Below are 19,362 nucleotides of genomic sequence, written 5' to 3' on the forward strand. Positions count from 1 at the left end.
CAGCATCTCAAGTCTCTTTTCATTGACCAGCAAACACTCTTTTACCTTTTTTCTCGGTCTCTCTTCCTTCCGGGCACAGAGCCCGTTTCTCTGTTACCTTCTCCCTCTTCTCCTCTTCCTTTCAAGCGCAGATCGTGATAACAACAAACATCATAAAGCAATCTTTAAACAAATAAAAAACCCAAACAATTATACGAAGTTTCCACAGCCAATTCCTATAAGTTCGGGTGTTGCTTTAGCTGGCATCTCATTGTCTAACATCCTTTTCCTCTCCATCACGATTCTTTCCATTTATCCAAAAGTTTTTTTAATTTCTTCGCTTTGGCAAAGAATAAAATCGAAACACTTAAGAAGACAATCGAAGTAATAAGCATGCCCTCATTATAACCTGTTACCTTATCCATTTTAGGAATAATTACTCCTATATAAAAAAATGCTCCAACAGCTAGCAAAACGGTGCCAAATTGCTGATAATCAGATATCTTATCTGTTAAAATTTTTATCTTTTTCTCCATTTCTTCCCCTACTTTCTACTAAACTATATAATTACCATAACATAGGAATAGTAGAATAAGCTTTATGAAATCAATAGCTAAATTGTGATATTATGGAAATATTATTGTTCTCCATCACGATTCATCCATAAAAAAGAGATTTACAAATAGGTTTACTATCCATAAATCTCTTGTCAATCATTATTGTAATGCCTGTTTTAGATCTTCCATTAAATCTTCTACATCTTCTAATCCAACGGAAATTCTCACAAGACCATCTGTTATCCCTAGCTCTGCTCTTCTTTCAGCAGGAATGGAGGCATGTGTCATTCTTGCTGGAACTGAGATTAAGCTTTCTACAGCCCCTAAACTTTCTGCAAGTGTAAAATACTTCACTTTATCTAACAGCTTATCAGCATTTTCGGCACTTCCCACATCAAAACTTACCATTCCTCCAAAACCAAGTGCTTGTTTCTTGCTAATTTCATGATTTGGATGTGCAGGCAGTCCTGGATAATATACTTTTGTAATGGCTGGATGTTTTTCTAGAAATGCAACGATTTGTCTTGTATTACTTTCATGCTCTTCCATTCTAATTCCTAGTGTTTTCATCCCTCTTATTAATAGCCAAGAATCATGTGGTCCTAACACACCTCCTGTTGAATTTTGCACAAAATGAAGCTCTTCTCCTAATTTTTCGTCCTTTACAACAACAAGGCCGGATACCACATCACTATGACCACCAAGATATTTTGTGGCACTATGAAGGACAATATCCGCTCCCAATGTTAATGGCGTTTGCCAATAAGGAGTAGAAAAAGTATTATCAACAATCGTTAATAATCCATTTTCTTTTGCGACTCGTGAAACGGCTTCAATATCTGTGATTTTTAATAAGGGATTCGTTGGTGTTTCAATATACAAAGCTACTGTATTTTCTTTTATAGCCTCTTGAATATTGTTAATATCACTTGTATCAATAAAGGTTGCCTCTATTCCAAACTTATTTAGAACCTTTGTCATCACACGGAAGGTTCCTCCATATACATCGTCTGTTAAGAGGATATGATCCCCCTTCTTAAATAGCATCATAACCGCAGTAATTGCCGCCATACCAGAACTAAATGCAAAGCCCCTTGTACCTTCTTCTAAATCCTTGATAAGCTCTTCTAATGCATGGCGAGTAGGGTTTCCAGTTCTAGAGTATTCAAAGCCTTTATGATTGCCAATTCCGTCTTGTTTATAAGTGCTTACTTGATAAATCGGAACGTTGACTGCTCCTGTGTGCGGGTCTCCAGGAATTCCACCATGTATTAATTTTGTTTTTCTTTTCATTTAAATCCCTCCATTAAATATTTTTTTGCTCATATAACGATCACTTGAGTCTGGAAAAACTACAACGATATTACTGCCACTTTCTGCTCTCTGCGCTTCCTGTACAGCGGCATATAAAGCGGCTCCAGAGGAACTTCCTACAAGCAAACCTTCTTTTTGAGCTGCAAGCTTCACATACTCAAATGCATCTAAATCAGAAACGGTATAAATTTGGTCAAAATAGCGGGTATCCATATAGGCTGGTATGAATTCCATCCCAATTCCTTCCGTTTTATGTGGTCCACTTTTCCCACCATTTAAAATAGAGCCTTCTGGTTCTACTACTACCGCTTTGACAGCTGGATTTTGTTCTTTTAAATAGCGGGCTGTTCCCATAAAAGTACCGCCTGTGCCAGCACCAGCAACAAATATGTCAACCTGATGATTTAATTGCTCCCATATTTCTGGCCCCAGTGTTTTATAATAAGTATTTGGATTTGCTTCATTTTCAAATTGTCCTGGTACATAAGCATTAGGTATGTTCCGCTGCAACTCTCTCGCTTTTTCAATTGCCCCTTGCATGCCTAAGGAAGTAGGCGTATGAATTATCTCCGCCCCTAATGCCTTCATAATTTCCTGCTTTTCGATACTAAATTTTTCAGGAACACAAACTATTACCTTTATTCCTGTATTTAATGCGGCAAGAGCTAGCCCAATACCTGTATTACCGGCAGTAGGCTCGATAATGGTTCCACCTTTAGTAAGCTTTCCACTCTTTATCGCTTCTTGAATTAATTCATAACCCAGTCTATCTTTTATGCTTCCACCCGGATTACAAAATTCTAATTTCGCATATAAATGAACATTTTTAGGTAATGAAAAATGAGTCAATTCAAGCATTGGTGTATGACCTATTAACTCATGTACATTTCGATAAACATTCAAACTCCACACCTCCCACTTATTTTCCCCCTATATAACAAGTTTCTTCCTAACCAAAAAATTCTTTAAACTTATTATTCACAGTTGTTTACTCGCATTTAAAAAGAAAGAAAGGAAGGGTTTCCCCTTCTGTCCTTCTTTATATTCTTTCAACTATTCCTAATACGAGATTTGCTGAATGAACAGCCGCCTTTTCTAAATATTGGTCAAAAGATAAATGGGATTCCTTCCCAGCAATATCAGATAAAGAGCGAATAATAACAAATGGAATATTATGTTGATAAGCAACCTGAGCGATTGCAGCTGCTTCCATTTCAACAGCTTGAAGATTCTCAAATTTTGATTTAATAAAGGCTGCCTTTTCTGGTTGATTGATAAAAGAGTCACCAGTTGTAATTAAACCTGTTACTACAGAATGATTGCCAATTTCCTTTGCACTTTGTTCTGCTGCGGCAATTAACCTTTCATTCGCCTTAAAGCTTGCTGGCATTTGTGGAACTTGGCCGTATTCATAACCAAAAATAGTGGCATCTACGTCATGATGACGTACTTCATTCGAAATAACAACGTCTCCAACTTCAAGTGTTGGATTTAATCCTCCTGCTGAACCCGTATTGATTAAATAGTCTGGTTTAAATGTTTGCAATAGAATTGTTGTACTCATTGCTGCATTCACTTTTCCTATGCCGGAACGAAGTAAAACAACCTCTTTCCCAAATAATTCACCTTCAATAAACTGAAATCCAACGTTTGTCTGTTCTTTTTTATTTGCTATTTTTGCACGTAATAAAGTTACTTCTTCTTCCATTGCACCGATTATTGCGATTTTCAATTCACTTACCTCTTTCGCTTATTTTTTCCCCTTCCATCATCCATACAAAGTCGTTCATCTTCTCAAAATATGTGGAAAAACCGTTCTTCTCTAAAATTTCAGTTAGAATGGGAATTGTTGTATAATACTCTCTTTGCAAGTCTTCTGCTAAATGATGCTGCTCTTTCTCCTTGGCATTCTTAATTGCCTCATTGTACGCATCTTTAGTGACATACATGGTATCTGCAAACACTATTTTACCACCTAAAGGGAGGAGATTACTATACTGTTTAACCGCTTCTTCTTTTTCTTGATCGGTTAAGTGATGAAAAGCATAAGTACTTACAAAAGTATCTGGTTGGTGATCTAGTTTAAAGTGAAGAAAATCCCCATCTATTATTGTTGCTTTTGTATTAATTTTCTCCAGCGCCAACTTCCTCATCGCAGGCGATGGTTCTATGGCAGTAACCGTTAAACCCTTCTCAATCAGTTTAACAGTTAGATTTCCTGTACCTGACCCAAATTCAACAACATGCCCTGTGGCGCGTTCTGCCACCATTTTTAATATATAATCGTACTTATGAAAAACAGCTTCGTATTCTTTATTGTTAGTGAGACTGTCATCGTAAGAATCCGCCCATTGTTCAAAAATCTCAAGAAACTCTTTTCCCATAGCATTGCACCCCTGTTATCTTAAATATATAATTCCTATAAGTATACTATGGTTTTAAATATTTCTTGTTCTTAATTTATCATATCTTTCTTTTTGTAATCAAGATGTTAAAAATAGTAAGTTTATTCCCTATTTTCAATCTTTTATCAGACTGTTTTTATGTATTATTATTATTCCATTGTCTTCTTATGTTATGATATTTTTACTGTTAGGAAGAAAGGAAGTTTTAAGCATGAATATCCAATTAGAAATGATAGAAGATAAGGTAGAGTTTTTTGAAGGAGAGAGTCTAAAAGCAATCGAGAAAAAAATCAATGAACAAGTAGAAGTCAATAAAGCTATATTGCTATCAGTACACTCTGTCGCCCATCAAGTTACTTTACTAGAGAATGGTCGGCCTTATTACACAGCCGTTGTCCATTTTAAAATGAAAAAGCAGTTTTAAACAAAAAAAGAACTGGAGCTTTATTCTCCAGTTCGAGTTTAACGAATATTTAAGTCTTTTATTTCTTCTACCTTCGTTGGTTTCCAGCCACTTCCATCTACCCATTCTATATATACTCTATATTTTTCAGATTTATCTTTAGATGATACTGTTCCAATAGACTTCTGAGGATCATGATTGTTATTACCAAGGAACCAAACAGTCATATTCCCGCTATCTAAGCCGGTTGCATAAGATAATGCTTTAATTTGTTCGTTCCAGTCTACCCCTTCTGAATAAGTAGCTACATGCTCTCCTGTTTGGGATGTTCCAACAGGCTGCCAGGAAGTATTCTCAATCGTTTTAATAACATTCGAGTCACTGCCGCCTTCTGTGACAATTTCCTCCCCATCAGATTCCTTTTCCTCTTCTGAAGTAGTGTTCTCCTCTTTATTATCTGATTCAGTCGTCGAAGCAGCTGTTTCATGCTCATCCGATACTTCTTGTCCTGATTTCGGTTCGTTTGCTTTATTTTTAGCTGTATTTTTTTCATCATTTGTATGAAAAATAGAATACGATACGAATACAATTAGTATAATCACAGCAACGATTAATCCATTTAAAATAAGATTCGTTTTCTTTCTTTTGGAACGTTGTGCGTATCTTGTTTTACCTTCATTATTTATTTCATTACTCAAGGTGTTTCTCCTCCTATTTCCTTTCCATTTCCTCTTTATATAAGTTGATTTAACTCTTACTTTTCTTCTTTCACTGTACATATTTTAACATGGCAGTACACTTTTAGAAAAGCAGGAACCCTATCGGAGTATTAGGGGGCTGCATTTTTCTGCTTTTTATCGATTCCTTTAACCACCTCTGCAAATAGTTGATTGACCCCGCCTTCATCTGAATAAACATCTAAATTCACTGTTACTAAGGCATATTTAGGCTTCTCATAAGGAAAATAACCTGCAAACCATTTATTATGTAACTGCTTCTCCTCTTTATATACGCCAGTTTCTGCGGTTCCAGATTTTCCAGCAACTTTATAGGGTAGCTCTTGAAACCATCTGCCAGTTCCTTTATTGTTTGTAACAACTTCTCTTAGTAATTTTTGGAGTCTTGAGGCGGTATAAGGAGATATTTTTTCTCCATCTAACTCTTGCTTATCAAAGGAGTAAAAGGTTGTGCCATTTTTGTATTGAATATCTGAAACAACTCTGACACTTTCCTTTTCTCCTCCTCTAGCAATAGTCGCCATCATATTTGCCACTTCTAATGGTGTAACCCGTACCTCATGCTGTCCGATTCCCGTTAATGCAACATAGTTCTTATCCCTTTTCGCTTCCTCATTCAAAAAAACTCTTCCCATTTCTTCGCCACTAAACTGTTTAAAATCAGTAGAATGAAAAACACTGCCTCGCCACCCCACTAGACTAGTCAACGATAATTTAGCTGCATATTCCTCGATTAAATTCTCATCGATATCACTTAACTCCTTCGCTATTGTCCCAAAAGTATTGTTACAACTAACCGCAAAGCTTTCTGTAAAGTTTAACATCCCATGCTGATATGTTAAATCTTCTTCGCCATTGATCTTCTTGCTACAATCATATTGCTTATTGTTATCATCCAATTTATGATCGATTGCAGCTGCTGCAATGACTGTTTTAAAGACAGAGCCGACAATCTGCTGTTTTAGCATATAGTTATTAACTCCGTCTGTCTGATAAGGATCTGCTTCATTTATCTTCGGCCTAGAAACCATTGCAGCAACCGAATTATCCTCTAGATCTAACAGAACTAGTCCACCCTTCTTTATGCCTTGCTCATCTACCAAGTCTTCTGCCATCTGCTGTAAATCCGTGTCTATGGTGGTGCGTACATTTACAGGATAAAAGGGATTTGCTGGTTCCACATATTTAACATTTAAGCCAAAGAGTGGTCCTCCTTTTGCATCCACATGATAGACAAGCTTCGATTCGCCATCAGGCAAAAGAAATTCATCAAAGCTTCTTTCTAAGCCTGTTAATCCAATTAATGTTGAACCCCCCAGCTTTCTATCAGGATATCGCTTTCCTAATTGCTCTTCATTTTGACCAGTGATTCCTAGCAGTTGTTCAGCGATAGTATTATTGATATGAAACTTTTTCTCTGCTGCAAAAACACCTGGAATCTTCAGTTGATTGATAGCAGACATCTGCCTGCTTGTTAATTCCAATGGTTCCTTTCCTCCAAAGACTACCGGATCTTTTGCATCGATTATGCTATTCTTTACATTGTATTCACTTGTCCCAATAATATCCGCTACTTTTTTGCTATCCCAATCCATTTTATTTAAAAAAGGAAATAATATTAAAACTGCTTTTGTCTGATGTGTAAGTGAATTTCCATGTTTATCAAGAAAGGTTCCACGACCATTATCCAAAAGCATTTCTTGTGATCTTTGTTTTACACTTGCTTCCACCAAATTAATATTATGCTTGGTAAAATGATTTGTCTCTATTAACTGCACTTGTATTAGCCTTCCTAGCAATATACATAAAGCAAATAAAAAAAGGATACCGATGCCAACTATTCTTTTTCTCCACATAAATAAAACACCTCATCAAGAGTGTTGACGAGGTGTCTCATTTATAAACAAGTCAGTGATAACTTTTTATTCGGTTATCCATTCCATTAAATTACTTATTTAATTGTAATGATTTGTACATTCATTTCTCCACCTGGAGTTTGTACAATTACTTTATCGCCAACTTTTTTGCCAATTAAGCTTTTAGCAATTGGAGAATCGTTTGAAATCTTCCCTTCGAATGGGTCTGCTTCCGCACTACCAACGATTGTATATGTTTCTTCTTCACCGTCTGGAAGCTCGACGAATGTAACAGAACTACCAAGGGAAACCGTGTCGCGATCCAGCTCATCTTCCGAGATAATTTTCGCATTTCGAATCATATTTTCGATCGTAGTGATACGTCCCTCCACAAAGGCTTGTTCTTCCTTTGCAGAATCATACTCTGAGTTTTCGGATAAGTCACCGAAACTACGTGCAATTTTAATACGTTCTACAACTTCTTTACGTTTAACTGTTTTTAACTGTTCTAGTTCCTGTTCTAATTTTTCTTTACCTGCTAATGTCATTGGAAATTCTTTTTCGATTGCCAAAATCTTCACTCCTTCAAGTATGGGATTAATGAATAGCCATGAAGCTATTTGTAAAACCCCTAATAAATATGTATTTAAAGATAATAGCACGACAACTTAGAAATGGACGCGCTTTTTTTTTCTAATAGAATGAGTTTAATACGGATTGAAGAAAAAAGAAAGCATTTTCTATTAGATTGTCTGTAATGATTTAACATTTTTTCACTAATTAGTGATTTTTGTTAAATTAACAATAGGTTATAAATAATCAAATATCATTACAGAAAGCTTCTTTTACTCATCCCGTTATTTTACCCCATTGGTTTCCTACATAATCCATATTTGGAAAAATAGGCTGTCTATAATGGAACAGCCTATCTGTCAGAAATTTTGCATGAATACTATCTATTGTTTCATAAAAGTGATTTTTGTTCAAGAATTGTTTGAATTTTAGTAACCATAAGATCAATGGCGACGTGATTATGACCGCCCTCTGGAATTATAATATCTGCATATCTTTTGGTTGGTTCAATAAATTGATTATGCATGGGACGAACTACATTAACATATTGTTCAATTACAGAGTCAATCGTTCTACCTCTTTCTTTGATATCCCTCATTAATCTTCTGATAATGCGTAAATCTGCATCTGTATCAACAAATAACTTCATATCCATTAAATCACGAAGACCTTCATCCTCCAGTATGAGGATACCTTCCACAATGATTACATCCTTAGGTTCAACTAAGATAGTTTCATCAGAGCGAGTATGCATAGCATAATTATATACTGGCTTTTCCACCGCTTCATAATCTAATAATTTTTGAATATGATCAATTAATAATTCTGTATCAAATGCTAATGGATGGTCATAATTTGTTTTTAATCTTTCCTCAAATGGTAAATGAGATTGATCTTTATAGTAATAATCCTGTTCGATCATTAAAATCGAATGTCCTTTAAAATGGTCAAATATAGCTTTGGTCACACTTGTTTTTCCAGATCCGGAGCCACCTGCGACACCAATAACTACTGGTTTCGGCTGCATGCTGATTAAAGCTCCTTTCGCATCATATTATTTGGATAAACAGGGTGGTCCACTTTAAATTTAACAATTTGTAAGGGATGTCTTGCAGCATCGATTTCCTTCCCGTCTGCATCCCAAATTTTATCAACAACCATTGTAAAATTATCAATTTCTGGACCAAAAAACTCCACTTCCTGCCCCTGTTTGAAGAAGTTTCTTTGTTGTAATGTTACTATTTTTGTCTCTTCATTATAATCGAGCACTAAACCAGCAAAGTCAAAAGTGGTCTTTTTGCTATGATTTCCAAACATTTGCTCTTTATACCCTGGCTGACCTTCAAAGAAGGCAGGTGCTGTATCTCGATTTGCACATTTATCTAGTTCTCTCAGCCATTCCTCTTGAATGACAAAATGATCTGGATCTGCACAATAGGCATCAATCACTTTTCGGTATACACTAACAACTGTAGCAATATAATGAATGGATTTCATTCTACCTTCAATTTTTAAACTGTCTATGCCTAGTTCAATCATACGTGGAATAGATTCGATAAGCTTTAAATCTTTTGGACTCATCGCAAAAGGAGCATCACCTTCAGAGAATAAAGGCTTTTCCTCCGCACCATCTAGCTTGTACAAATCATAATCCCAGCGACATGATTGACAACAACCGCCGCGGTTAGAATCTCGAGCAGTCATATGATTACTCAATGTACAACGACCAGAATATGCGATACACATTGCGCCATGAATGAACGTTTCGATTTCAATATCTACTTTTTCTTTCATTTCTTTTATCTCTTCTGCACTTGTTTCACGAGCAAGCACAACCCGTTCTAATCCTTCTTCCTTCCAATACTGAACTGCCTTCCAGTTAGAAAGAGATTGCTGTGTACTTAAATGTACTTCTATTTCAGGTGCTACTCTACGGCATGTCTCGATAATTAATGGGTCTGCCACAATAATTCCATGTACACCTGCTGACTTTAAGCCCATTAAGTAATCTTCTAAACCGTCAATATTTTCATTATGTGCAAATATATTGGTAGTAACATATATTTTGGCTTGATATTTCTTAGCAAACTCCACTCCCTCTTTCATTTCTTCAAAAGTGAAGTTTCCAGCATTCGAACGAAGTCCATATTCTTGTCCACCAATAAAGACAGCATCTGCACCGTATGTAACAGCAATTTTTAATTTCTCTAAATTACCAGCAGGCGCTAGCAGTTCCGGTTTCTTTACAATTACTCTTTTTCCATCTCTTATTTCAGAAATAGGATCCTTAACTAATGTCATTTTCCCTTCTCCTCCACTTGTTTAGTAAACCGTTTCTTTAAAGAAAAATCCTGTATCCAATGGTCTATTAGGTGGTTGAATTTTTTCTATCTCAGCAAGTAAATGATCTTTTTCTTCTTCATATCGATCTGGATCATTTAAATACAAAGTTATTGCTTGATGATATAGTCCAGTAACAGCAAGAATATAGCTTGGTTCTTTCAAAAGACCGTCGATTTTAAATGAATCAATGCCAGCATCCAATAGGTCTGAAAGCTCATCAATGATACAAATGTCATTTGGACTCATAATATGTGTCCCATTTTCATCCTGAAAAATCGGGTATTTGTTTTCTCTTTCTTTATCATGCAAGAAGAAGTTCTTATCTGATTTGCTTGCTTCCAATTCCACTTCTTTCCCTTGATATTGAAAGTAATGTTCTAGTAAAGTACGTTTTGATTGAAACATCGTTGTCATTCCATGAACTTGGATTTCAATCTCCACTTCTGCATTTTCTTTCGTCTCAATGATGGCATCCATGCTAATTTCTCTTGCAAGGACCGCTCTTTTTGCACCTTTTCGTCCCCAATAATTACACGTGTACCAGTTTGTCCCTGTTGTTTCTGTATTCCAATGCAGTTTTATATTTGGTGCAACTTCTCTGGCAAGCATTAAAACAGCTGGATCCCCATAATATATTGCATCCGCATTTACAGACACTAAAAACCGAAGATATTCTGTTACATCTTCAATTTTATCATTATGAAAAATTGCATTTACAGCCACATATACTTTTTTCTCTCTTTGGTGTGCGATTTCAATCGCCTTTTTTACATCGTCCCGATTAAATTCACCGGCTAATCTCAAACCAAATTTTTGTTCACCAATAACAAAAGCATCTGCCCCATTATCAATAAGCGGCTCTATATCGTTTATACTGGTTGGCGTTACTAGTAATTCCGGTTTTTTCATTCTTATCCCCTCTTTTTACTAATTGCAATACCGTCTCCCACAGGCAAGATTGCTGTGTGATAATCCTGATTTCCCATAAGCCATTGATTATAATTTCTTATTTTACGTACTAATTGACGAAGGTTTCTACTATCTATCTCTTCTGCTGCCACTAAACCATGAAACAATATATTATCTGTATACACGATTCCGTCATTCGATAAAAACGGACTGTAAAGATCGAAAAACTTTTGATACTGTCCCTTTGCAGCATCGATAAAGATAGCATCAAACGGCCCATATTGCTGAACTATAGAACCTAATTCAAGGGCATCACCTTGTAATAGGACAATTTGTGCTTCAAGCTTAAACTTTTCGACATTTTCCTTCGCTACTAAATACCTTTGTTCATCTCTTTCCAACGTAACTATTTGAGACGATGGTAATGCTTCCGCCATTCTTATTGCCGAATATCCTATCGCCGTGCCTACTTCTAATATTTTTTTAGGCTGCTGAATTCGTAGTAATTGTAATAATGTTTCAATCCCTATTAACTCCATAATGGGAACTTCATTTTGTTTCGCATATTGTTCCATTTCACTTATCTGGTTATTTCTTTCTGGAATTAAATTTTCAATATACTCCAGGATTTGTTTATTTTGCAAGGATGAGTCCCTCCTAATTAATCCATAAAGCCCTATCCTTTTGTCTTCTACCTAAAAATAGTTAGCTTCTTATTAAGAACCTAACACATCAAAAAAGTGTATATAATTTGGGTATTTCATTAAAGGTATACTCAAAAACACTTGTACCATTTTATCATAAAATATAGTAGAATGCTAATAAATCTTCAGATATCAACAGCAATCTACATAAAAGATGACAATTTTTCGAACAATATAACGTAATTTTAAAAAAAGACTACAGTCCAAACATCTTTTTGTTTGACTGTAGTTTTTTGGTGAAGAATGTTAGTCATTCGTAATATATTTTGCTTTCAATTCATTATGTTCATTAAGCGATTTAGAAAAGTACACTTTTCCATCTTTCGAAGCTAAGAAATAGAGATAATCTGTATCATCCGGATGCAGTGCTGCTTCCATAGAAACAGTTCCTGCATTGGCAATTGGTCCAGGTGGTAAGCCTACATTTTGATAGGTATTATAAGGCGAATCTACCTCTAGATCTTTATAATAAACTCTATCCTTATGCTCTCCTAATGCATAAAGTACCGTCGGGTCTGTTTGCAATGGCATCCCTTGTTCGATACGATTATAGAACACACTGGCAATTTTCTTTCTATCCACATTTTTGGTTGCCTCTTCTTCAATTAACGAAGACATTGTTAAAAATTGATGGACGGTTAATTTATCTCGTTCAATTTCCGTTTCATATGCTTTTACTACACTTTCTGTTTTATCAAGCATAACGGAAATAATCGCTTCCAATGTTGGCTTTTCTTCATAATAAGAATAAGTAGCAGGAAATAAATAGCCTTCTAGCGGATATTTGATATTTTTCGCCCAAATTTCTGTTGTTAGTAAATCTGGATATTTGGCCATTAACCCTTTGATAAACGCTTCATCGTTTAATTGTTTCCAAATCTCTTCTTCCTTTTGATTTGTTTTCTTCGCGATAATAGCGGAAATTTCTTTTAATTGTCTTCCTTCAGGTATTGTCATGGTAAAGACAGGTTCTTGCATAATTTTTCCGGTTTTCAAGCTGTCAATAATCTCTTGAATCGACATAGATGGATTCATATGATATTCTCCAGCCATGAAGTTCGACTCATTTTTAAATTTCACATAATATTTAAACACCTTTGCATTTTTTACGAGCCCCTTATCTTCCAGTAATTGAGAAATAGTGCTCACGCCAGAACCGATCGGAACTTCCACTACAATATCTTTATCACTATCTGGATTAACTGGTTTTAATGCTGATTTTATGTAAAAATAACCAGACGTCCCTACCACTGCTACAATCATAATTAATACTAAGGCAACAATGACCACGACTCTTCTGACTAATTTGGCTTCTTGTTGTCTCTGATTTAAATTAGCTATAAATAACTCCTTCTTACTATTTATTGTATTGTTCTCGTCTTTATTATTCGTCAATCTTTTCCCTCCTTGACACTCACCACTCAAACATTTTTTACATATCTCGACCTATTATACTATATTTTGCTAAGGAAGTTGTAGCTTTAAGTGAAATTTACATGCTACTCAAAGCGGAGACTAGAAGTGCACAAAAAAATAAAAAAGAGCCCAAAAGGACTCTTTTTTCATCTATCTGTTATTACTCTTCTTCTTGTTCAGCAAGGAATGTATTTAACATTTCTTCGACTAAATCCCATTCTTCTTCTGTTTCAATTGGAGAAAGTTCACCATCGCCTGTTTCTTCATTTGGAATGAAGGAAGATGCGTGGATATCGATTTCTTCATCATCGCTTTCATCTCCAAGAGGATAATATAATACATATGATTTTCCAAATTCATCTGATTCAAATGTAAATAGAATCTCACATAATTGTTCATTTCCTTGTTCATCTACAACTGTAATTGTATTAGTCTCGCCGTGTTCCATATTTCCACCTCATTATTTTTGACTGTCTAAATATCCTTGCAAAATGATAGATGCAGCCATTTTATCGATTACTTTTTTACGTTTTTTTCTACTAACATCTGCTTCCAATAGAATTCTTTCGGCAGCCATCGTTGTTAGTCGTTCATCCCAAAAAACAACCGGCAGTTCAAATCGTTCTTCTAAAAGCTGCCCGTACATTTGACTAGCTTCTCCACGAAAGCCTATGCTGCCATTCATATTTTTAGGAAGTCCAACCACTATTTTACCTATATCATACTCAACAATCAAGGACGCAATACGTTCAAGTCCAAATTGTTCTTTCTCTTCATCAATTTTAATTGTTTCAATTCCTTGTGCTGTCCATCCTAAAGCATCACTAACAGCAACTCCTACTGTTTTTGAGCCAACATCTAAGCCCATTAATCGCATACGTCTATTCCTCTCGTTGCTGTTTTAAATAAAACTTTACAAGTTCCTCAATAATTTCATCACGTTCTAATTTTCGGATGATATTGCGTGCATCCATGTGACGGGGAATATAAGCGGGATCCCCAGAAAGTAAATAACCAACAATTTGATTAATTGGGTTATAGCCTTTTTCTTGCAGTGCATCGTATACTTGATAAAGTACTTCTTTTACATCATGTTCATATGGTTCTTCTGGAAAATTGAATCTCATTGTTTTATCAAATGAGCTCATTTTGAACACCCCATTTCCTTTTCGAACAATTTCTGTTAAGAGTTATCTACATTTTACACTACTTGTCCTTAATATCAAACGGATTTTACATATTCTTGTACAAATTCTAATGCTTCATTTAATTTAGAAGGATCTTTACCGCCTGCTTGAGCCATATCTGGACGGCCCCCTCCGCCGCCTCCACAAATGGAAGCTACTTCTTTTACTATCTTCCCTGCGTGGAAACCTTTATCCATTAAATCTTTGGTTACACCTGCAATAATATTTACTTTTCCTTCATTGACACTTCCAAGTACTAATACGACAGAATCTATTTTTTGTTTTAATTCATCTGCCATTGTACGAAGATTATTCATATCTACATTTGGGATAGAAGCTGCTAATACTGGGACTTCATTGACTAATTTTACTTGATCAACCAGATTTCCTGCTTCAATATTGCTTAGTTTTGCAGCAAGTGATTCATTTTCCCGTTGTAATTGCTTTACTTCTGTAAGAAGACTGTCAACGCGAGTAGCAACATCTTTGGGACTTGTTTTTAATTTATTCGCCGCTTCTTTTAATAAGTGGATTTGATCTGTCAGTTGTTGGTATGCTGCTTGTCCAGTTACTGCTTCAATACGTCTTGTTCCTGCACCAATTCCAGCTTCCGAAACAATTTTAAATAAACCAATTGCTGAAGTATTATCAACATGACAGCCGCCGCATAATTCTAAGCTATACTCACCAACTTGAACAACACGTACTACTTTTCCATATTTCTCACCAAATAAAGCCATTGCACCCATTGCTTTCGCTTCTTCGATATCTTTGTAATCAATTTGGACTGCTATACTTTCCCATATTTTTTCGTTAACGATGCGTTCAATCTCATCTAATTCCTCTGCAGTAATTTGCCCAAAATGAGAAAAATCAAAACGTAAACGATCTGGTTGTACAAGAGATCCTGCCTGATTAACATGTGTTCCTAGAACGTCTTTTAATGCCTGATGCAATAAATGAGTTGCTGTATGGTTCTTTACTATTTTGGAACGATTTTTACTATCCACTTTAGCTGCTAATCGATCATTTAACCTAACAGCTCCTGTTTCAATTATTCCTTTGTGTAAATTTTGACCATTTGGCGCTTTCTGAACGTCTTCCACCCTAATTGTTACATGATCGGATTTTAACATTCCTTTGTCAGCAATTTGACCACCGCTTTCAGCATAGAATGGCGTTTTATCTAATATAAACTGGATTTCATCGCCTGCTTCTGCACTCTCTACTTCTAGACCATTTTTTAATAAAGCCACGATTTGCGCTTCAGTCGACCACTGGTCATAACCAATAAATTCACTTTCTACTTTAATATTGCCTAACACTCCACTTTGAACTTGCATGCTGTCAACTTCTTGACGTGCTTTGCGGGCCCGATCCCGCTGACTTTCCATTTCTTTTTCAAAACCTTCATGATCAATTGCCAGACCTTGCTCCTCTGCATATTCCTCTGTAAGTTCAACTGGGAATCCATATGTATCGTACAAACGGAAAATATCTTCTCCAGCAATAACTCCATTGTCTTTTGCTTTCTCCATTACTTCTGAAAGAATTGCAAGACCTTCATTTAATGTTTCATGGAATCGTTCTTCTTCACTTTTCATTACTTTTTGAATAAATTCTGTCTTTTCTTTTACAGTTGGATAATAATCAACCATAATTTCTGCAACTACTGGAACTAATTCAAACATAAATGGTCTGTTAATATTAATTTTCTTTGCATAACGAACTGCTCTGCGCAATAAACGTCGTAATACATAGCCTCTACCTTCATTTGATGGCAGAGCTCCGTCTCCTATCGCAAAAGCAACTGTACGTATATGGTCTGCGATTACTTTAAATGCTTCATCGCTTAAAGAATCCTTTCCATACTCGGCATCTGCCAATTGTTCAGTCGCACGAATAATCGGCATAAATAAATCTGTATCAAAGTTTGTTGGAACATTTTGAACAACAGACGCCATACGCTCCAAGCCCATACCTGTATCAATATTCTTCTTTGGCAGTGGTGTATAAGTGCCGTCTGGATTATGGTTAAATTCAGAGAAAACAAGGTTCCATACTTCTAAGTAACGATCATTTTCTCCACCTGGATATAATTCTGGATCGTTGATATCATTTCCATATTCTGGACCACGGTCATAGAATATTTCTGTATTAGGGCCACTTGGGCCTTCACCTATGTCCCAGAAATTACCTTCTAAGCGAATGATGCGATTCTCCGGTATGCCAATTTTATCTCTCCATAAAACATATGCTTCTTCATCCTCAGGATGGATGGTTACAGAAAGCTTCTCTTTATCAAAGCCAATCCATTTTTCATCTGTCAAGAACTCCCAAGCCCATTCGATTGCTTCTTCTTTAAAATAATCCCCAATCGAAAAGTTACCAAGCATTTCAAAGAAAGTATGGTGACGCGCTGTTTTGCCTACATTTTCAATATCGTTAGTGCGAATTGATTTTTGTGCATTTGTTATTCTAGGGTTTTCAGGAATAACACGACCATCAAAATATTTTTTTAAAGTAGCTACACCACTATTAATCCATAATAATGACGGATCATCATGAGGGACTAAAGAGGCACTTGGCTCAATCGCATGCCCTTTGCCCTGAAAAAATTCTAAAAATTTGCTTCTTATTTCTGCACCAGTTAAGTTTTTCATCACATATCCTCCTATTTTTTCTTATGTATTTGCTACAACCACTAAAGTTTACCGTTTTAAGGCATAAAAAAAACTCCCATCCCTGGACAGGGACGAAAGTATTGCTCGCGGTACCACCCTGATTATGGATAAAAATATATAAAAATAATAAAAAATAATATCCATCTCTCAATATTCCTTAACGCGGAAAACGGCAGTGATTAGCTGCATTCAAGAATTAGCTTTCAATTATCCTTCACCTAGAACTCCTTTCAGCCAAAGGGAATTCCTCTCTTTAGAGTGGTCTATAATCTACTTATTTCTCTCACCATTTTATCGATATATGCTTCATTCGAATTATACTGATTATTAGGCAGTATTGTCAATATTGGTCCATTTATATACGTTTCATTTCTCGTTCTTTTTTTCCAAAATGGGTTTTCATATGAATGATGGCCACTTTTACAATTGATAATAAAGGAACTGCTACAATCATTCCAATCATCCCGCCTATCTCTTCTCCTAGCAATAGCGCAAACATAATAAACAGAGGATGCATATGAGTGCTTTTCCCTACTATATATGGCGATAATATATTTCCTTCGAGAAATTGCAGAATAATAATGATAATCACGACAATAATAATCATTTTCACAGAAACAGTACTTGCTACAATTAATGCTGGAACAGCTCCGATTACCGGTCCAAAGTATGGAATGACATTAGTTATTCCTATGATCATTCCTAATACAAGGGCAAATTTCATATGAAATATCAGAAAAAGAATCATAGAAATAACTCCAATAATTGTACAAACTAATAATTGTCCTCTTATATAGCTGCCTAATGATTCATTTACATCCTCTAAAAATAAGCGAGCACTATTGCGCCATTTATTAGGAATTAATCCATTAAAGCCTTTTCTTACCGCATTTATATCCTTTAACATATAAAAAGAGATAAAGGGAATAAGCATAATTATAATCGAATAATTGACAATCCCCATGGCCCCATTAATTACTTTATTCAAAAGGGATTCCATTTTCCTTTCAAATATGTCAATTCCACGGTCAACTTTATCCTGTAGATTGAGCGGCCAAGACTCCATTTTATTTTGAATCGAATCAATTAAATCTTTATATCGCTCTGCAAGTTTTGGAGCACTAACTGTCAGCTCTTCCAGCTGATCAATAAGAATTGGGATACCTTTATAGATTGCATATCCAATCCCGCCAAAAAATAAAATATAAATAAATGCAACAGACAATCCTCTATGTAAACCTTTTTTATGTAATAATTCTACTATTGGATGAAGTAAGTACGTAAAAAACGCACCAATAATAAAAGGAGTTATAACCTTTGTTATAAGACTTAAAATGGGTAACCATATCGGCGATAGTTTTATAAAAATAAATAAAACAATAAAAAGTAATAAGGTAAATCCTAATCGATAATACCATTTTATTCTTATATCCATTTCCTTTCCTCCCTCCTTAATGTATTGTGAGAGATAATAGGAATTTTTATGCATTTTTTATCTAGTTCTCCATTTCAAATAAACTATCTGTGTAATCGACTTATGTTTGTTTCCGTCACATAGTGGCTGCTGCACAATGGAAAGCCTGCTTGACTATAATTTCAAAACATAATAATAAAATGAAAAAGCCCAAGCGCTGATACGAAATTTTTTTGAGTTCTTCGTATCAGTGCTTGGGTTAAAATAGGGCAGGAATTCTTTTCCAGCCTTATCTTCTGACTCACCATTAAAACATCTTCATTACTTTTCTCTGCACTTTTTTCAGTTGTTTTTGACTTATCATATTATTTTTTTGCATATAGCTAAGTGCCACTACACCAGCTCCAATAGCTATTGCTGTATTTATCGCTTTACCCATTACTTTGCACCCCTTTTATATGGAAGTGAGCGCCAAGATTACACAAAGACAAACTTAGCTTAATCGACGCTCTTCTTCGTCAAATAAGTCGTCTAAAGAACTTAAGCTTCCATCTTCTTCTACTTGATGTGTATGAATAATCCCTTTCGTAAGCGATAATTCAATAAAGCAATTCCAGCAGTAATATTGATTGATTCCAATTTTCCCAATATCTTTGCTCTGACAATTTGGACATTTGAGCATAGGAAACACCTCATCTTTATTCGTTTCATGAAATATTCCACTTAACATGAAATTTCCAGGTAAGTATTCCCATTATGCTCTATATCCCGTCCAAATATACCAGTGTTTTTAGGAGTTGGCTGTTTTTATTGGCAAGTTAGAATCCAACTGGATTTTTTCGAAGAAGATAGCATTACTATTTTTCACCTAGAACTTAAAA

Annotated in this window: 21 protein-coding genes and 1 other annotated feature; of the genes, 1 reads left to right on the forward strand and 20 read right to left on the reverse strand. The window is 35.5% G+C overall.

The annotated features are described in order from the left end of the window. Positions 1-275 precede the first annotated feature (275 nt). The 5 genes from BCI01S_RS19225 to BCI01S_RS19245 form a co-directional block, all read right to left on the reverse strand. On the reverse strand, positions 276-515 hold the full coding sequence (locus tag BCI01S_RS19225; protein ID WP_082138418.1) for a YrhC family protein: 240 nt from the start codon (positions 513-515) through the stop codon (positions 276-278). Positions 516-695: 180 nt separating this feature from the next. After that, positions 696-1,829: a bifunctional cystathionine gamma-lyase/homocysteine desulfhydrase gene (locus BCI01S_RS19230; protein WP_047944038.1), complete on the reverse strand. Its 1,134-nt coding sequence runs from the start codon at positions 1,827-1,829 to the stop codon at positions 696-698. Then, a complete protein-coding gene (gene cysK, locus BCI01S_RS19235) occupies positions 1,830-2,753 on the reverse strand; it encodes a cysteine synthase A (RefSeq protein WP_047944037.1) in 924 nt (307 codons plus the stop codon). A gap of 136 nt (positions 2,754-2,889) precedes the next feature. Continuing rightward, on the reverse strand, positions 2,890-3,582 hold the full coding sequence (mtnN, locus tag BCI01S_RS19240) for a 5'-methylthioadenosine/S-adenosylhomocysteine nucleosidase (RefSeq protein ID WP_061800761.1): 693 nt from the start codon (positions 3,580-3,582) through the stop codon (positions 2,890-2,892). 1 nt (position 3,583) lies between these two features. After that, entirely contained in the window at positions 3,584-4,234 is a 651-nt protein-coding gene (locus BCI01S_RS19245) for a class I SAM-dependent DNA methyltransferase (RefSeq protein ID WP_061800766.1), read from the reverse strand. A 232-nt stretch (positions 4,235-4,466) separates the two neighbouring features. On the opposite strand from BCI01S_RS19245, the gene BCI01S_RS19250 reads away from it, so the two are divergent. After that, positions 4,467-4,679 carry a YrzA family protein gene (locus BCI01S_RS19250; RefSeq protein ID WP_061800767.1) on the forward strand — a complete coding sequence of 71 codons (213 nt, stop codon included), beginning with the start codon at positions 4,467-4,469 and terminating at the stop codon, positions 4,677-4,679. A gap of 38 nt (positions 4,680-4,717) precedes the next feature. Here the strand turns inward: BCI01S_RS19250 and BCI01S_RS19255 are convergent, their stop codons facing one another. From BCI01S_RS19255 to BCI01S_RS19320, 15 genes are all read right to left on the reverse strand, one after another. Further along, positions 4,718-5,356, reverse strand: coding sequence for a DUF1510 family protein (locus BCI01S_RS19255; RefSeq protein WP_053215773.1), 639 nt, complete (start codon positions 5,354-5,356; stop codon positions 4,718-4,720). A 131-nt stretch (positions 5,357-5,487) separates the two neighbouring features. Then, on the reverse strand, positions 5,488-7,251 hold the full coding sequence (locus tag BCI01S_RS19260; protein WP_061800770.1) for a peptidoglycan D,D-transpeptidase FtsI family protein: 1,764 nt from the start codon (positions 7,249-7,251) through the stop codon (positions 5,488-5,490). 95 nt (positions 7,252-7,346) lie between these two features. Next, positions 7,347-7,823 carry a transcription elongation factor GreA gene (gene greA, locus BCI01S_RS19265; protein WP_061800772.1) on the reverse strand — a complete coding sequence of 159 codons (477 nt, stop codon included), beginning with the start codon at positions 7,821-7,823 and terminating at the stop codon, positions 7,347-7,349. A 392-nt stretch (positions 7,824-8,215) separates the two neighbouring features. Beyond that, a complete protein-coding gene (gene udk, locus BCI01S_RS19270; protein WP_047944031.1) occupies positions 8,216-8,851 on the reverse strand; it encodes a uridine kinase in 636 nt (211 codons plus the stop codon). Between the two features lie 5 nt (positions 8,852-8,856). Continuing rightward, entirely contained in the window at positions 8,857-10,125 is a 1,269-nt protein-coding gene (locus BCI01S_RS19275) for a peptidase U32 family protein (protein WP_047944030.1), read from the reverse strand. A gap of 21 nt (positions 10,126-10,146) precedes the next feature. Then, positions 10,147-11,076 carry a peptidase U32 family protein gene (locus BCI01S_RS19280; protein ID WP_061800773.1) on the reverse strand — a complete coding sequence of 310 codons (930 nt, stop codon included), beginning with the start codon at positions 11,074-11,076 and terminating at the stop codon, positions 10,147-10,149. Between the two features lie 2 nt (positions 11,077-11,078). Beyond that, on the reverse strand, positions 11,079-11,720 hold the full coding sequence (locus BCI01S_RS19285; RefSeq protein ID WP_047944028.1) for an O-methyltransferase: 642 nt from the start codon (positions 11,718-11,720) through the stop codon (positions 11,079-11,081). Between the two features lie 306 nt (positions 11,721-12,026). Continuing rightward, entirely contained in the window at positions 12,027-13,175 is a 1,149-nt protein-coding gene (mltG, locus tag BCI01S_RS19290; RefSeq protein ID WP_082138417.1) for an endolytic transglycosylase MltG, read from the reverse strand. A gap of 181 nt (positions 13,176-13,356) precedes the next feature. Further along, a complete protein-coding gene (locus BCI01S_RS19295) occupies positions 13,357-13,644 on the reverse strand; it encodes a DUF1292 domain-containing protein (protein WP_047944340.1) in 288 nt (95 codons plus the stop codon). A 12-nt stretch (positions 13,645-13,656) separates the two neighbouring features. Next, positions 13,657-14,073 (reverse strand): Holliday junction resolvase RuvX, encoded by a 417-nt coding sequence (gene ruvX, locus BCI01S_RS19300; RefSeq protein WP_047944339.1) that lies wholly within the window; start codon positions 14,071-14,073, stop codon positions 13,657-13,659. Positions 14,074-14,077: 4 nt separating this feature from the next. Then, entirely contained in the window at positions 14,078-14,344 is a 267-nt protein-coding gene (locus tag BCI01S_RS19305) for an IreB family regulatory phosphoprotein (protein ID WP_047944338.1), read from the reverse strand. Between the two features lie 74 nt (positions 14,345-14,418). Beyond that, positions 14,419-17,046 (reverse strand): alanine--tRNA ligase, encoded by a 2,628-nt coding sequence (gene alaS / locus BCI01S_RS19310; protein WP_061800775.1) that lies wholly within the window; start codon positions 17,044-17,046, stop codon positions 14,419-14,421. Between the two features lie 85 nt (positions 17,047-17,131). Continuing rightward, positions 17,132-17,363: a binding site (T-box leader), on the reverse strand. A gap of 59 nt (positions 17,364-17,422) precedes the next feature. Continuing rightward, entirely contained in the window at positions 17,423-18,502 is a 1,080-nt protein-coding gene (locus BCI01S_RS19315) for an AI-2E family transporter (RefSeq protein ID WP_047944336.1), read from the reverse strand. A gap of 286 nt (positions 18,503-18,788) precedes the next feature. After that, the gene (locus tag BCI01S_RS24940) at positions 18,789-18,920 is read right to left on the reverse strand and encodes a YrzQ family protein (protein ID WP_082810098.1); all 132 of its coding nucleotides are present in this window, start codon (positions 18,918-18,920) and stop codon (positions 18,789-18,791) included. A gap of 54 nt (positions 18,921-18,974) precedes the next feature. After that, complete coding sequence (locus BCI01S_RS19320; RefSeq protein WP_047944344.1) at positions 18,975-19,163, reverse strand: YrzR-like zinc ribbon domain; 189 nt, start codon at positions 19,161-19,163, stop codon at positions 18,975-18,977. Positions 19,164-19,362 lie beyond the last annotated feature (199 nt).

Origin of the sequence: Niallia circulans NBRC 13626, from assembly GCF_001591585.1 — a bacterium.
Classification (GTDB): Bacteria; Bacillota; Bacilli; order Bacillales; family Cytobacillaceae; genus Niallia; species Niallia circulans.